Below are 15,105 nucleotides of genomic sequence, written 5' to 3' on the forward strand. Positions count from 1 at the left end.
TGCCGGCGACGATCCGACGAACCTTGACACGCCGGGGTGCCCGACCGCGAGACCGAGGGAGCCGAAACGCCCCCCAGCGGCGGTGGGTGGCCGCCTGTCGGGTTCGGGGAGCATCGTTCGGGGTGTCGGGTCGGGCATGCGCGCCTTCTGTCGTGGGCGGCCGCCGGGTCGCCGGCGTCCGCGTCGTTCCGTGCACCCGGGTGTCGGCGACACGCGCCCTCTGGGGAAGGGTGGCGGCCGCTCGGAGCGGGTATGATCGTACTGGGACTCGTGCGTTCTCGCTGATGGTGCGCATCGAGCATAGCCCAACCTCGGCGCCGCCCCCGTCGTCGTGACGGCCGCCGGTCGACGACCGTGCGCCGTTCACCGAGACGCCGATCACATCCTCGTAGGCTCGGAGGCACACTCGCCGTGACCGATGGACCACTCATCGTCCAGTCCGACAAGACGCTCCTGCTCGAGATCGACCACGCCGACGCGGCTGCCGCCCGCGTCGCGATCGCGCCGTTCGCCGAGCTGGAACGCGCACCCGAGCACGTCCACACCTACCGGGTCACCCCGCTCGCGCTGTGGAACGCCCGTGCCGCCGGGCACGACGCCGAGCAGGTCGTCGACGCGCTCGTGCGCTTCTCCCGCTACGCCGTGCCGCAGGCGCTGCTCGTCGACGTCGTCGACACGATGGGCCGCTACGGACGGCTGCAGCTCGTCCAGTCGCCGGTGCACGGTCTGGTGCTCGTGGCGCTCGACCGCGCGGTGCTGGAGGAGATCCTCCGGCAGAAGAAGATCGCCCCGCTGCTGGGCGCGCGCGTCGATGACGACACCGTGATCGTGCACCCGTCCGAGCGCGGACACCTCAAGCAGGCGCTGCTCAAGGCCGGCTGGCCCGCCGAGGACCTCGCGGGCTACGTCGACGGCGAGGCGCACCCCATCTCCCTCGCCGAGGACGGCTGGACGCTGCGTGACTACCAGCGCCAGGCCGTCGAGGGGTTCTGGGCGGGTGGTTCCGGTGTCGTCGTGCTGCCCTGCGGCGCGGGCAAGACGCTGGTGGGCGCGGCCGCGATGGCGCAGGCCCAGGCCACCACGCTCATCCTCGTCACGAACACCGTCGCCGGTCGGCAGTGGAAGCGCGAGCTGATCGCCCGCACGAGCCTCACGGAGGAGGAGATCGGCGAGTACTCCGGCGAGCGCAAGGAGATCCGGCCGGTCACCATCGCCACCTACCAGGTGATCACGCGCAAGACCAAGGGCGAGTACCGGCACCTGGAGCTGTTCGACTCCCGCGACTGGGGCCTGGTCATCTACGACGAGGTGCACCTGCTCCCCGCGCCGGTCTTCCGGATGACCGCCGACCTGCAGTCCCGCCGCCGGCTCGGCCTCACCGCCACGCTCGTGCGCGAGGACGGCCGCGAGGGCGACGTCTTCTCCCTGATCGGGCCCAAGCGCTACGACGCCCCGTGGCGCGACATCGAGCAGCAGGGCTGGATCGCCCCCGCCGACTGCGTCGAGGTCCGGGTCACCCTGACCGACGCCGAGCGCATGTCCTACGCGGTCGCCGAGGCCGAGGAGCGCTACCGGATGGCGTCCACGGCGCACACGAAGCTCGCCGTGGTGAAGTCGATCCTCGCGAGGCACCCCGGCGAGCCGACACTCGTCATCGGCGCCTATCTCGACCAGCTCGACGAGCTCGGCGAGGTCCTCGACGCGCCGGTCATCCAGGGGTCAACGCGCAACAAGGAGCGCGAGGTCCTCTTCCAGCAGTTCCGCCAGGGCGACCTGCCGGTGCTCGTGGTCAGCAAGGTCGCGAACTTCTCCATCGACCTGCCGGAGGCGAGCGTCGCGATCCAGGTGTCGGGCACGTTCGGGTCGCGGCAGGAGGAGGCCCAGCGGCTGGGGCGGCTGCTCCGGCCCAAGGCCGACGGGCGGCAGGCGCACTTCTACTCGGTGGTCTCGCGCGACACCCTCGACACCGACTACGCCGCCCACCGCCAGCGCTTCCTCGCCGAGCAGGGGTACGCCTACCGGATCGTCGACGCCGACGACCTGCTGGGCCCCGCCGTCCCCGACGTCGGATAGGGCGTTCAGGGACGCCGTTCGGTCGCCGTGAGGTACGGCATGTGCACGATCAGGTACGCACGTCCGGGTGCGCTGTCGTGCGCGGAACGGAAGCAGGCCCCACACTCTGTGCACACGAGGTGTCGGGGGGTGAACGGATCCGTGATCGGATGGGTCGCGCTGGTCGCAGCGGCGTGGTGCGTCACAGCGCTGTGCGTCGCGATCACGATCGGTGCAATGGTGCGCCTGCGCGACCGTCAGGTCCCCCGGCGCGACCCCGTACACGACCGCGGCCCCGTGCGGTCGCCGTGCCCGGCGTCGCCCGACGTGCCGGTGGCCGGCATCCCCTCCCCGCGCCGGGCGCCGGAGTCGCTGCCCGAGCCCGTGGAGCTCGACCGCGAGCTGCGTGGTCGCTGATCCGTCCCGGGTCGCCGATCGGGTGTGTCGCGCAGGCCCTCCGGTGTGCGATCGTCCGCGGATGCCCTCGAGCGACCGCGCCGCCGAGCGGGCCCGCGAGCAGGAGCACGCGCTCAACGCGCTCCTCGCCGAACGCGACGGCCTGCTCTCCGTGCTCGACCGGGTGCTCGCCCTGCAGGGCACCGCACGCCTGATCCGCGACGCCGCCGGTGCCGACGCCGGGTTCGTCGCCGACCTCGACGGTCCGGGCCAGGCCGTCATCCGCTGGATCGCCGGGGGCCGCACCGATTCGCTGAAGGACCTCGCCGTGCCGATCGGTCAGGGCGTGGGCGGTCGGGTGCTCGCGGTCGGGGAACCCGTGCGGGTCAGCGACTACGTGACGTCGTCGAGCATCACCCACCACTTCGACGGGATGGTGCGCCGGGAGGCGATGTCGGCGATGCTCGCCGTGCCGGTGCTCGCCGAGCGGGACGGGCGGGTCGACACGGTCGCCGTCGCCTACGCGGCGCTGCGCGGGCCCGGCGAGTTCGGGGACGACGCGGTGGGCGCCGTGCAGGCGGTGGCCCGCGAGGCGTCGCGCGCACTGCGGCTGGCCGACGCGGCCGAGGCCGGCCGGACCACCGCGGTGGCGGCCGAGCGTCAGCGGATGCAGGCCTCCCTGCACGACTCGGTCGGCGCGATGCTGTTCTCCATCGGGGCGCAGGTCCGCGACCTGCGCACGACCATGCCCGACAACCCGATCCTGAGCACGCGGCTGGGGCGCCTCGAGCTCGACGTGTCCGCCGCGTCGCTCGCGCTGCGGGAGTCGCTGCTGGCGCTGGCCGAGTCGAGCCCCGAGCGGGCGCTGCCGATCGAGCTGGCCGAGCACTGCCGCAGCTTCGAGGCCCGCACCGGCGTGCCGGCCCGGCTGGTGCAGCTCGGCGAGGTCGTCCCGCTCGACGCCGAGCGCACCGCGCTGCTGACCGGGGCCGTCCGCGAGGGGCTGCTCAACGTCGAGAAGCACGCCGGGGCCGCGACCGTCGTCGTCAGCCTGGGGATGGTCGACGGCGGGGTGCAGGTGGCGGTGGCCGACGACGGGTCGCCCGCCGACAACGGTGCGGCCGACCCGGCCGACGGGGCGGGGCTGGGCATCCGGATGCTGGTGGAGCGGGCCGCGCGCCTGGACGGACGGGTCAGCCTCGTCCACGACGAGGACGGCGGCACGACGTTGCGCATGCTGTTGCCGGTGCATCGGTGAGCGCGGCGCGGGTGATGGTCGTCGACGACCACCCGGTGGTGCGTGACGGCGTCGCGCTGCTGCTGCGCGGGGAGCCGTCGCTGGTGGTCGTCGGGGCGGCGGAGAGCGGCCGCACCGCGCTGGAGCGGGCGCCCGGCCTGCGACCCGACCTCGTCCTGCTCGACCTGCGGCTGCCCGACATGCTCGCGCCCGAGGTGGTCGCGGGCCTGCGGACGGGCTGCCCGGAGGCCAAGGTCGTGGTGTTCACCGCCCACGGCGACCACCACGGCGTGCAGGCGGCGCTCGACGCGGGTGCGCACGGCGCCCTGCTCAAGGACGCCGCGGCCACCGACCTGGTCGCTGCGCTACGGCGCGTGCTGAAGGGGGAGCGGGTGTCGGACCCGCGGATGACCCCGGGCGTCGACGGACGGGGTGCCGCGCTGGCCCGCAGCGGGCTCACCCGGCGCGAGTACGAGGTGCTGCGCCTCGCCGCGCAGGGCCGCACCAACCCGGAGATCGCGGAGAGCACCGGTCTGGCACGCAACACCGTCAAGACCTATCTGCAGTCCGCCCTGCACAAACTCGGTGCGCGCAACCGTGTCGAGGCGATCGGCAAGGCGAGCGAGGCCGGGCTGCTCTGAGCGGTCGCGCTGTTTCGTCCGGTCGTTGGATCGTGACTCTCCGGAGGTAACGGACAGTCATCATTGCCCGGACCCCTCTCCACGTGGGGGTGCCTGAAGGGTGTGACGCCCCACACGATGTGCCCGCTACTCCGACCGGGGGTGGCGGGCAAGGGGGCCTCAACGTGGTTCGGGAACTACCGTGCTGAGCGCGCGCGGGCTGTCGGTGCGGTACGGACGCTCGGTGCACGCGCTGTCCGACGTCGACCTCGAGGTCGAGGCCGACGGCGTGCTGGCTGTGCTGGGCGGCAACGGCGCGGGCAAGTCGACGCTGCTGCGGGCGGTGTCCGGCACGCTGCCGCTGCACCGTGGTGCGGTGTCCGCGGGCGAGATCGTCTTCGACGGCAACCGCATCGACAAGCTCGACCCGGCGCTGATCGTGCGCGCCGGCGTCGTCGCGGTGCCGGAGGGCCGTCAGGTGTTCGCCCGCATGACGGTCGAGGAGAACCTGCGCGCCGGTGGGCTGGGCGCGCGGTCCGCGGAGGTCCGCACGGCGGCCCGCGAGCGGATCCGGACGCTGTTCCCGGTCCTCGACGAGCGGTCCGGGCAACGCGCGGGCCTGCTGTCGGGCGGTGAGCAGCAGATGCTCGCGATCGGCCGGGCCCTGATGTCGGGCCCGAAGCTCCTGCTGCTCGACGAGCCGTCGCTCGGTCTCGCGCCCCAGATGGTCGGCCGGATCGCGCGGATCATCCGCGAGATCCACTCCCAGGGCACGGCCGTCGTGCTCGTCGAGCAGAACGCCACGATGGCGCTGCAGGTCGCCGACCACGCCGTCGTGCTGGAGGTCGGGCGCGTCGCGCTGTCCGGCCCGGCCGCCGAGCTGGCCGCGAGCGACGACGTGCAGCGGCTCTACCTCGGTGGGCACGCCGAGTCGCAGGAGCAGGCCGAGGCCGAGCAGCACGAGGCGCTCGACCACCGGGCCGGCAAGACGCTGTCGAGGTGGACGGGATGACCGCCGCCCCCGTCGAGCTCCGCGAGGGCGTCCGGGAGCTGGCGATCGAGGACGTGACGCTGCGCTTCGGCGGCATCACCGCGCTCGACCACGTCAGCTTCACCGTCACGCCCGGCACCGTGCACGCCCTGATCGGGCCGAACGGCGCGGGCAAGTCCAGCTGCTTCAACGTCATCAGCGGGCTGTACCGCCCCACCGAGGGCCGGGTCCGGCTCGGCGACGACGTGCTCACCGCGCTCGCGCCGCACCGGCTCGCCGCGCTCGGCATCGGCCGCTCGTTCCAGAACATCGCGCTCTCGCCGGGCTCCACCGTCCGCGACAACGTCATGCTCGGGCGCCACGTCCTCACCACCGGCGGGTTCCTCTCCGGCGGGCTCGGGCTGGGCCGGCGCACCGAGCGCAGGCACGTCGCGCGCGTCGAGGAGATCTGCGACTTCCTCGGCGTGGCCGAGCGGCTCGACTCCCCGGTCGCGGCCCTGCCCTACGGCATCGCGAAGCGGGTCGACATCGCCCGCGCACTCGCCGTCGAACCCACCCTGCTGCTGCTCGACGAGCCCGCGGCCGGCCTGGACGCCACCGAGACCGCCGAGATGGCGGTCACCATCCGCGACCTGCGCGACGCGCTCGGCATCTCGGTGCTGCTCGTCGAGCACGACATGGGGCTGGTCATGGGTATCGCCGACCGCGTCACCGTCCTGGACTTCGGGAAGCTGATCGCCGACGGGCTCCCGGCCGAGGTCCAGGCCGATCCCGACGTCATCCGCGCCTACCTGGGCACCGAGGCCGAGGAGGCCGCGGAATGAACACCTTCCTGCAACTGCTGGTCAACGGGCTGGGCAAGGGTGCGGTCTACGCGCTCCTCGCGCTCGGCTTCGTCATCATCTTCAAGGCCACCGAGGTGGTGAACTTCGCGCACGGCTCGCTGGTGCTGGTCGGCGGCTACCTCGTCTACGAGCTCAAGGACGCCCTCGGCTGGGTGCTCGCGGCCGTCATCGGGATCGTGGGCGCGGCACTGGCCGCGCTGCTGATCGAGCGGGTGCTGCTGCGCAACGCACGCAGCGCCGACCACAACTCGTTGGCGCTGCTCACCATCGGCATCGACGTGATCATCACCGAGGAGGTCGTGCGCCGGGTCGGCGCCGACATCCCGTTCATCGGCGACCCCTACGACTCGCAGCCCATCCAGATCGGGGACCTCACGGTCTTCCGCACGCAGGCGATCGCGCTGGTCGTCGGCGCGGTGCTGATCACGGCGTTCCTGCTGACCTTCCGCTACTCCAACTGGGGCGTCGCGATGCGCGCGCAGGCGGAGAACCGGGAGGCCGCCGCGCTCATGGGCATCAACAGCTCCCGCGTGACGGCCACGGCGTGGCTGGTGGCGGGCGCGCTCGCCGGGGTCGCGGTGCTGTTCATGGCCACCCAGGACTTCTCCGGGGCCGGGCTGGGCCGGGGCACGCACGCGATCGCGCTGATCGCGTTCCCCGCCGCGATCCTCGGCGGCCTCGACTCCACGGAGGGCGCGGTCGTGGGCGGGATCGTCGTCGGGCTCACCGAGGCGCTGTCGGCGCAGTACATCTCCTTCGAGTTCTCCAAGAGCGCGGTCTTCCTCGTGATGCTGGTGGTGCTGGTGATCAGACCGAGCGGGTTGTTCGGCACGAAGGAGCTCAGTCGTGTCTGAGACCTTCACCCCGCCCGCCGCCCCGCCGAAGGCACCCGCGACCACGACGAAACACCCGCCCAACTGGCTCAAGATCGTCGCCACGGCCGTGCTGCTCGTCGTGCTGCTGCTGCTGCCGGTGATCGTCGGCAACGGGGGCGTGGCCTACCTGAAGCTCGCGCAGTACATCCTCATCGGCGCCGTCGGCGGGATCGGGCTGACGCTGCTGGTCGGGCAGGCCGGGCAGCTCTCGCTCGCCCACCCGTTCTTCCTGCTCGTCGGCGCCGTCGGCTACGCGGTGCTGGCCGGCGACCCGGAGGAGTCCGACGACCTCGTCGGGCTCGGGCTGCCGCCGCTGGTGGCCGTGATCGGGGCGATCGTGCTCTGCGGGCTGGTCGGGCTGGCGTTCGCGCCGGTGGCCGGGCGGCTGCGCGGCATCTACCTCGGCGTCGCGTCGCTGTCGCTGGTGTTCCTCGGGCTCTGGCTCGGCCAGTCGCTCGACATGTTCTCCGGCGGTACGTCCAGCGGCCGCAACGCGCCGGTGTTCGCACTGTTCGGATTCGAGTTCGCCAACTCCACCCCGGCGCCGACGATCGCGGGCGTCGCGATCCAGAAGCAGCAGCGTCTCTGGTACCTGTTCCTGGCGTTCGCCCTGATCAGCTACTTCCTGGCCCGCGGAGCGGTCAACAGCCGCATCGGGCGCTCGTGGCGCGCGGTGCGCGACAACGAGGCCGCCGCCACCTCGATGGGCGTCCACGTCACCCGGGTGAAGGCGGGGGCGTTCGTCATCTCCTCGGCGTTCGCCGGCCTCGCGGGTGTCATGACGGCGCTGTGGCTCGACCTGGTCAAGCCCGACGAGAACGAGTTCACCGGCACCTACTCCCTGACGGTCGCGATCGCGTTCCTCGCAGTCGTGATCATCGGCGGGCTCGGGTCGGTGCCCGGAGCAGTGATCGGCGCGGCGCTGGTGTTCGGGCTGCAGCAGTTCTTCCTGCTCGGCTCCCAGCAGTTCGGCTGGTTCGCCGACGCGGCGTTCGGCGGGTTCAGCGCCGTGGTCGTGAGCGCGTTCGTCTACGGTGCCGCGATCGTGCTGGTGATCCTGTTCGAACCCGGCGGCATGGCCGCCATCGGCAGGCGGCTACTGGCCCGTCGCCGTTCCCCAGATGTCCCGTCCACCGACGATGGCGGACGGACCACCCCCCGAGAGGATCGATCATGATCGCAGCGCGTAGAGCCGGGCGGTCGGCGCTGATCGCCGGCGCACTGGCCAGCTCCCTCCTGCTCGCCGCGTGCGGCAGCACGGCCGACACCGCGGGCGGCACCGAGGGTGCCGGCGGTGTGATCACCGACAAGGGCGTCACCGACACCACCATCACGCTCGGGATCATGGGCGACACCAGCGGGGTGTTCAAGAACCTCGGCGCGGGCCTCAACGCCGGCAACCAGCTCTGGGCCGACGACGTCAACGCCGCGGGCGGCATCTGCGGGCGCCAGGTCGAGATCGAGGTCGTCGACCACGGTTACAAGGCCGACGTCGCGAAGACGCTCTACCCGCAGCTCGAGCCGAACGTCCTCGGCATGGTGCAGCTGCTGGGCTCCCCGGTGCTCGCCGCGCTGGAGCCGAACCTCATCGAGGACGACATGCTGGCGGCACCGGCGTCGTGGAGCTCGGAGGTGCTCGACAACCCGGGCATCATGATGATCGGCACCACCTACGACCTGGAGGTCGTCAACGGTCTGGCCTACCTGCAGCAGCAGGGCCTGATCGCCGACGGCGACACCATCGGCCACATCTACATCGACGGCGAGTACGGCGGCAACGGCCTCAAGGGCTCGCAGTACTACGCCGAGCAGCACGGCATCACGATCAACGAGGCCAAGGTGACCTCCACCGACAACGACCTGACCGGCATCGTCACCGGCATGCGTGGCGCGGGCGTGAAGGCCATCGTGCTGACCACGACCCCGGGCCAGACCGCGTCGGCGCTGGCCGCCAACCAGGCTCTCGGGCTCAACGTGCCGGTGCTCGGCAACAACCCGACGTTCGACCCGGCGCTGCTGGAGACCCCGGCCGCGTCGGCACTGGGCAACCTCTACGTCTCGGCGTCGAACGCGCCGTTCTCCTCGCCGAACCCCAAGGCCGTCGAGGTCACCACGGAGTTCAAGACGGCGTACCCGGACGCGCCGCGCAACGCGGGCATCACCACCGGTTACACCGAGGGCCTCGTGTGGCAGAACGTGCTCGAGGCGGCGTGCGAGGCCGGTGACCTCAGCCGGGCGGGCGTCAAGACCGCGCTCACCACGCTGACGTCGGTCGACACCGAGGGCCTGGTCGACGTGCTCGACTACAGCTCGCCGGGATCGCCCCCCACCCGCGGCGTCTACATCGCGCAGGTCGACGGCTCCGTCGAGGGCGGGCTGCGCGAGGTCGCGCCGCTGTTCACCGCGCCGGAGGCGGAGACCTACGTGGCTCCCTTCCAGGAGAGCTGACCCACCCGACCGACGGGCCCCGGGGTACGCACCCCCGGGGCCCGTCGGCGTTTCCCGGGGTCGGGATGGGGGTCGTCCCGGAGTTCCGGGCGGTCGGCGGGCGGCAGGGTGGAACGCATGGAACAGCACACGGACACGACCCCCGCCCACCGCCCCGTCGTCCGGCTCACCCGCAGCCGCGACGAACGGATGATCGCCGGGGTCTGCGGCGGTGCCGCCCGCGCCTACGGCCTCGACCCGGCGCTGGTGCGCCTGGTACTCGTCCTGCTCACCGTGTTCGGGGCCGGTGCCGGCGCGATCGCCTACGTGGCCGCATGGATCCTGATGCCGGAGGAGCACACCTCCTGAGGGGCCGGCCCCTCAGTGACCGGTGGCGTGCCGGATCTCGTGGCGCTCGTCGGCGTAGCGCCGGGTCTCGAAGCCCAGCAGCGCCACGAGCACGGCCGCCAGGATCACCAGCGTCCAGATCGCGGGCACCATCGATGACGGCGGGATCAGCGCCACGAGCACCCCGGCCGCGACGACCCGCTCCCACTTGGTGCGGCCCACCACCGCCCGCGTGAACGCGACGTGCGCGAGCAGGAACAGCGCCACGCCGCCGAACAGCGCGACGAGCGGGAGCCCGTAGAGCGGGTCGGCCAGCGTGTAGTCGTCGTCGCCCGCGACGTGCCCCAGCGCCTTCTTGAGCCCGAGCGACATCATGATGATCCCGATGATCATCGGGAGGTGCAGGAACGAGAAGCCGTTGCGGGCGAGCTGGATCTGCCGTGCGCCGTCGGCCGCGTGCAGGGCCTTCTCGGTGACGATCGCGGTGACGTCGAAGTAGGCCCACCACAGCGCGGCGGACACGATCAGCGCGAGCGTCGACGCCGCGATGATCGGCCAGCTGATCGGCTTCTGGGCGATCCCGATGCCGGTGGCGACGATCGACTCGCCCAGCGCCACGATCACGATCAGCCCGTGCCGCTCGGCGAAGTGGCCCGCCGACGCCAGGCGCCAGCCGGTGCCCGCGACGAGCGTGCCGAGGTAGTCGCCGACGATCGCGGCCACCCACAGCCAGGTCTGCAGCGCACCGGACGTCTGTGACGCGGCGAGCAGCAGCACCGTGCCGATGGCCATCGACGGGACGAACCGCAGGACCTGCTTGCGCAGCTCCGGGTCCCCCGCGCTGACCAGCCAGAACATGACGATGTGCACGGCGCGGACCACGAAGTAGCAGGCTGCGAACACCACCGGGCCGGACAGGCCGCCCGGCAGGTCGTCGAACGACTCCGGGATCGTGATGGCGGCGACGAACATCGCGCCCATCGCGGCGAACATCGCCACCCGGATGACGCCCTCGTCGGCCTTCACCACGTTGCACAGCCACGCGTAGCCGACCCAGCACCACCACAGGACGGTGAGGATCAGTGCGCCGCGGAACAGCCCGACCGCCGACGGGTCGTCGGCCATGAGGTCGGTGACCTGGGTCAGCGCGAACACGAAGACCAGGTCGAAGAACAACTCCAGCGTGGTGACGGTGGTGAGGCCGTCGCGGGTCTCCAGCCGGGCCCGCCGTGGTGTCGCCATGCGCAGATGGTGCACGACGCGGCGGCGGGTGGCCAGATCGGTCCGGCCGCCGATCCCCGGTCCGGTCCTCAGCCCCTGCCGCGCCCGGACCAATTGGCGAGCCGCTCGGTCGGACCCGCGTCCGGCCGGGACGCGACGACCGCGGCGAACGGTACCGGGCCACCGCGCGTCCCGGCCGGGATGAGGTCCGCCACGGCGGCGAGCACCTGCTCCGCGACCGCCGGATCGGCGAACTCCGCGGGCTGCCCGGTGGCGACGGCCAGGTCCCAGCCGTGCACGAGCGTCTCGTTGAGGTACGCCCACACCGCGGTGCGGCCGGGCGCGGTGCCCCACGGGGCGACGACCTCGCGGTCCAGCATGCCGGCCGCCCGCCACACGGGCCACATCCGCTCCGCCGCCGCGGCGTACGCGTCGGCCCATCCGTCGTCGGGCACGCCGGTGACGACGACGGGCTCGGTACCGGGGTCGCCGCCCTCGCCGATGACGCGGGCGCGCCCGACGGTGGCGACGAGGTGCCCGAGCAGCGCCCGGACGTCGTACGCGGAGCAGGGGGTCGGGTCGTCGAGCCGGTCGGCCGGGACGGCGGCCATGAGGTCCCGGACCCAGGCGAGCGCCTGTGCGTAGTAGGGGCGGGGGTCGGTGATCGCTGCGGTGGTCATGGGAGGAGCCTCGCGCGCAATCACGACACCTTCTGTCGTGTATCCGTGCCATTCTCGACGGATGCGTGCCGACCGGCTCCTCTCGCTGATCCTGCTGCTGCGCCACCGCGGCCGGATGTCGGCCGCGGCGCTGGCCCGAGAGCTGGAGGTCTCCACGCGCACGGTGCTGCGCGACATCGACGCCCTGTCCGTCGCGGGCGTCCCGGTCTACGCCGAGCGCGGCCGCACCGGTGGCTTCGCGCTGCTGCCGGGCTACACCACCGACCTGACCGGCCTCACCCACGACGAGGCGCGGGCCCTGCTGGTCGCCGGGGCCCGCACGCCGTCACCCGCGCTGGCCTCGGCGATGCGCAAGGTCGTCGCGGCGTTGCCGGACGCCCAGCGCGACACCGCGACCCGGGCGGCGGGCCGGGTCGTGCAGCGCCCGGAACGGATGCTGAACGACCGGGCGTCCGACGACGGCGGTGTCCTGCGCACCGTCCAGGAGGCGGTGTTCTCCGCGCGCCGCGTGCGCCTGCTCTACGCCGCGCGCGACGAGGAGCCGCGGTGGCGCACCGTCGACCCGCTCGGGCTCGTCGACGCGGGTGGGCAGTGGTATCTCCTCGGCACCCGCGACGGCGCCGACCGCACCTACCGGCTCTCCCGCGCCGGCGCGGCGGAGGTGCTCGACGAGCCCGCCGCGACGGCGGGCGACGTCGACGTCGCGGCGCTGTGGGAGGCCCGGCGCACCCGCTTCCGGGAGGGTCTGGCGACCCTGCCCGTGCGGATCCGGATCCCGGCGGCCCGGCGCGGCGCGCTGCCGTCGAACCTCCCGGTCGACGCGGAGGAACGCGACGGCCACCACCTCGTGCTCGACGTCCGGTTCGGCGACCGGGACCACGCAATGGGGGTCCTGTGGTCGCTGTCGCCCGACGCGGAGGTGCTGTCCCCGCCGGATCTGCGCCGCGCGCTGGCGGAGCGGGCGCGGGCGACGGCCCGACCGTACGACCGACCGTGAGGGTGCCGGTCGTCGTCGGCGCGGGGCGATCATGACCGGGGGCCGTCGTCCCGGAACAGGGCGCCCGGCTCGTCGGGGCCGGGCTCGACGGTCGGAGCCGGGGGTGTGGGCCGCGACCGCCCACGGCGGTCGTACCACAGCAGCGCCAGCCCGGCCGCGATGCAGACCGCGGCGAGCACGAACCAGAGTTCTCCCACACCCCGACAGTGCCCCAAGTCCGGCGGGAACGCCGGTTACCGACGAGTAATCGTACGGAGGTGCGGGGAGGCCGGGACACCTACCGTTCCCCGCATGAGCAGTGCAGCGCACGCCCGGGCCGTGCAGGCCAGTTCCGCCGGTGCCGTGCTGGCGGCGGCGTTCGGGGTGACGGTCCTCGCGGCGGCCGACGGCTCCGCGCGCGGGGCGGTGCTGGTGCTCGCCAGCTGCCTGGCCACGTTCGCGGTTCCGGTGGCCGTCCGCGTGTGGGGCGGCCGCGCGCCGGACGCCGACGCGCTGTTCGTCCGGGTGCTGGTCAGCGTCTCGGGCTACCTGCTGCCGATGGCGGTCTTCCAGGCGCAGTTCGGGCCGTGACCACGACGCCGGGTCGCAACGCCGCAGGGGCGGCACCCGGGATCGGGTGCCGCCCCTGCGGGACGTGCGGTCGTGCGACGTGCGGGGAGGCGGGACTCAGAAGTCCATGCCGCCCATGCCGCCCATGCCACCGGTGGGGTCGCCCCCGCCGCCGGCCGGGGCCTTCTCCGGCTTGTCGGCGATGACGGCCTCGGTGGTGAGGAAGAGCGCGGCGATGGACGCCGCGTTCTGCAGCGCCGAGCGCGTGACCTTGGCGGGGTCGATGATCCCGGCCGCGATCAGGTCGACGTACTCACCGGTCGCCGCGTTGAGGCCCCAACCGGCCTGCAGGCCACGGACCTTCTCCGCCACGACGCCGCCCTCGAGGCCGGCGTTGATGGCGATCTGCTTGAGCGGAGCCTCCAGCGCGACCTTGACGATGTTCGCGCCGGTGGCCTCGTCACCGTCGAGACCGAGGCCCTCGAACAGGCCCGCACCGGCCTGGATGAGCGCCACGCCGCCACCGGCGACGATGCCCTCCTCGACGGCCGCCTTCGCGTTGCGAACGGCGTCCTCGATGCGGTGCTTGCGCTCCTTGAGCTCGACCTCGGTCGCGGCTCCGGCCTTGATGACCGCAACACCGCCGGCCAGCTTGGCCAGGCGCTCCTGCAGCTTCTCGCGGTCGTAGTCCGAGTCGGTCTTGTCGATCTCGTTGCGGATCTGGGAGACCCGGCCGGCGATCTGCTCGGCGTCGCCGGCACCGTCGACGATGGTGGTCTCGTCCTTGGAGACGACGACCTTGCGGGCGGTACCCAGGAGCGAGAGGTCGGCGTTCTCGAGCTTGAGACCGACCTTCTCCGAGATGACCTCGCCACCGGTGAGGATGGCGATGTCGGCCAGCATGGCCTCGCGGCGGTCACCGAAGCCCGGCGCCTTGACGGCGACGGACTTGAAGGTGCCCCGGATCTTGTTGACGACGAGCGTGGCCAGGGCCTCGCCCTCGACGTCCTCCGCGATGATCGCGAGCGGCTTGCCGCCCTGCATGACCTTCTCCAGCAGCGGGAGCAGGTCCTTCACGGTGGAGATCTTGGAGGAGACCAGGAGGATGTAGGGGTCCTCCAGCTCGGCCTCCATGCGCTCGGCGTCGGTGACGAAGTAGGGCGAGATGTAGCCCTTGTCGAACCGCATGCCCTCGGTGAGCTCGAGCTCCAGACCGAAGGTCTGGCTCTCCTCGACCGTGATGACGCCTTCCTTGCCGACCTTGTCCATCGCCTCGGCGATGAGCTCGCCGATGGAGGCGTCGGCCGCGGAGATGGACGCCGTGGCGGCGATCTGCTCCTTGGTCTCGACCTCCTTGGCGGTCTTCAGCAGCTGCTGCGAGACGGCGTCGACGGCCTTCTCGATGCCGCGCTTGAGGGCCATCGGGTTGGCGCCGGCGGCGACGTTGCGGAGACCCTCGCGGACGAGCGCCTGCGCCAGCACGGTGGCGGTGGTGGTGCCGTCACCCGCGATGTCGTCGGTCTTCTTGGCAACTTCCTTGACGAGCTCGGCCCCGATCTTCTCCCAGGGGTCCTCGAGCTCGATCTCCTTGGCGATCGACACACCATCGTTGGTGATGGTGGGAGCGCCCCACTTCTTCTCCAGCACGACGTTGCGGCCACGCGGGCCGAGCGTCACGCGAACGGCGTCGGCGAGGACGTTCATGCCGCGCTCGAGCCCGCGGCGCGCCTCCTCGTCGAAAGCGATCATCTTCGCCATGGGTGTGTAGTCCTCCGTTTGGGATGACCGAAAAGTCACTGTGTCGAACCTGGCGCCCGCGACGGACGACCGGCAACCCTGCGCCGATCTCGCCGGCCCGACTGATTGG

General features: G+C 72.4%; 16 protein-coding genes. 12 read left to right on the forward strand and 4 right to left on the reverse strand.

Translation table 11 applies throughout. From position 1 onward, the window contains the following. The first annotated feature begins 411 nt into the window (after positions 1-411). From I4I81_RS26630 to I4I81_RS26675, 10 genes are all read left to right on the forward strand, one after another. Positions 412-2,073 (forward strand): DNA repair helicase XPB, encoded by a 1,662-nt coding sequence (locus tag I4I81_RS26630; protein WP_218604359.1) that lies wholly within the window; start codon positions 412-414, stop codon positions 2,071-2,073. A gap of 129 nt (positions 2,074-2,202) precedes the next feature. Continuing rightward, positions 2,203-2,469: a hypothetical protein gene (locus tag I4I81_RS26635; protein ID WP_218604360.1), complete on the forward strand. Its 267-nt coding sequence runs from the start codon at positions 2,203-2,205 to the stop codon at positions 2,467-2,469. A 61-nt stretch (positions 2,470-2,530) separates the two neighbouring features. After that, positions 2,531-3,706 (forward strand): GAF domain-containing sensor histidine kinase, encoded by a 1,176-nt coding sequence (locus I4I81_RS26640; RefSeq protein WP_218604361.1) that lies wholly within the window; start codon positions 2,531-2,533, stop codon positions 3,704-3,706. A gap of 14 nt (positions 3,707-3,720) precedes the next feature. Further along, complete coding sequence (locus tag I4I81_RS26645; RefSeq protein WP_218604365.1) at positions 3,721-4,326, forward strand: response regulator; 606 nt, start codon at positions 3,721-3,723, stop codon at positions 4,324-4,326. Between the two features lie 181 nt (positions 4,327-4,507). Next, complete coding sequence (locus tag I4I81_RS26650) at positions 4,508-5,317, forward strand: ABC transporter ATP-binding protein (RefSeq protein WP_218604362.1); 810 nt, start codon at positions 4,508-4,510, stop codon at positions 5,315-5,317. Beyond that, positions 5,314-6,120, forward strand: a complete 807-nt coding sequence (locus I4I81_RS26655; protein ID WP_218604363.1) for an ABC transporter ATP-binding protein — start codon at positions 5,314-5,316, stop codon at positions 6,118-6,120. Before I4I81_RS26650 ends, I4I81_RS26655 begins: the two co-directional genes overlap by 4 nt. Beyond that, complete coding sequence (locus I4I81_RS26660; RefSeq protein WP_218616410.1) at positions 6,117-6,995, forward strand: branched-chain amino acid ABC transporter permease; 879 nt, start codon at positions 6,117-6,119, stop codon at positions 6,993-6,995. The genes I4I81_RS26655 and I4I81_RS26660 overlap by 4 nt, the downstream gene beginning before the upstream one ends. Beyond that, positions 6,988-8,193 (forward strand): branched-chain amino acid ABC transporter permease, encoded by a 1,206-nt coding sequence (locus tag I4I81_RS26665; protein ID WP_218604505.1) that lies wholly within the window; start codon positions 6,988-6,990, stop codon positions 8,191-8,193. The genes I4I81_RS26660 and I4I81_RS26665 overlap by 8 nt, the downstream gene beginning before the upstream one ends. Beyond that, positions 8,190-9,464: an ABC transporter substrate-binding protein gene (locus tag I4I81_RS26670; RefSeq protein WP_218604504.1), complete on the forward strand. Its 1,275-nt coding sequence runs from the start codon at positions 8,190-8,192 to the stop codon at positions 9,462-9,464. The genes I4I81_RS26665 and I4I81_RS26670 overlap by 4 nt, the downstream gene beginning before the upstream one ends. A 117-nt stretch (positions 9,465-9,581) precedes the next feature. Continuing rightward, complete coding sequence (locus tag I4I81_RS26675; protein ID WP_218604503.1) at positions 9,582-9,812, forward strand: PspC domain-containing protein; 231 nt, start codon at positions 9,582-9,584, stop codon at positions 9,810-9,812. A gap of 12 nt (positions 9,813-9,824) precedes the next feature. Here the strand turns inward: I4I81_RS26675 and I4I81_RS26680 are convergent, their stop codons facing one another. After that, positions 9,825-11,033, reverse strand: coding sequence for a low temperature requirement protein A (locus I4I81_RS26680; protein WP_218604502.1), 1,209 nt, complete (start codon positions 11,031-11,033; stop codon positions 9,825-9,827). A gap of 68 nt (positions 11,034-11,101) precedes the next feature. Beyond that, on the reverse strand, positions 11,102-11,692 hold the full coding sequence (locus I4I81_RS26685) for a TIGR03086 family metal-binding protein (RefSeq protein ID WP_218604501.1): 591 nt from the start codon (positions 11,690-11,692) through the stop codon (positions 11,102-11,104). Positions 11,693-11,753: 61 nt separating this feature from the next. Between I4I81_RS26685 and I4I81_RS26690 the strand changes: the two genes are divergently transcribed. Continuing rightward, entirely contained in the window at positions 11,754-12,689 is a 936-nt protein-coding gene (locus tag I4I81_RS26690) for a helix-turn-helix transcriptional regulator (RefSeq protein ID WP_218604500.1), read from the forward strand. A gap of 29 nt (positions 12,690-12,718) precedes the next feature. On the opposite strand, the gene I4I81_RS26695 is transcribed toward I4I81_RS26690, so the two are convergent. Continuing rightward, positions 12,719-12,886, reverse strand: coding sequence for a hypothetical protein (locus I4I81_RS26695; RefSeq protein WP_218604499.1), 168 nt, complete (start codon positions 12,884-12,886; stop codon positions 12,719-12,721). Between the two features lie 94 nt (positions 12,887-12,980). Between I4I81_RS26695 and I4I81_RS26700 the strand changes: the two genes are divergently transcribed. Next, positions 12,981-13,259 (forward strand): hypothetical protein, encoded by a 279-nt coding sequence (locus I4I81_RS26700; RefSeq protein ID WP_218604498.1) that lies wholly within the window; start codon positions 12,981-12,983, stop codon positions 13,257-13,259. A gap of 96 nt (positions 13,260-13,355) precedes the next feature. Here the strand turns inward: I4I81_RS26700 and groL are convergent, their stop codons facing one another. Next, positions 13,356-14,996, reverse strand: coding sequence for a chaperonin GroEL (gene groL / locus I4I81_RS26705; RefSeq protein WP_218604497.1), 1,641 nt, complete (start codon positions 14,994-14,996; stop codon positions 13,356-13,358). Positions 14,997-15,105 lie beyond the last annotated feature (109 nt).

The sequence above is a fragment of the Pseudonocardia abyssalis genome, from assembly GCF_019263705.2.
GTDB lineage: Bacteria > Actinomycetota > Actinomycetes > Mycobacteriales > Pseudonocardiaceae > Pseudonocardia > Pseudonocardia abyssalis.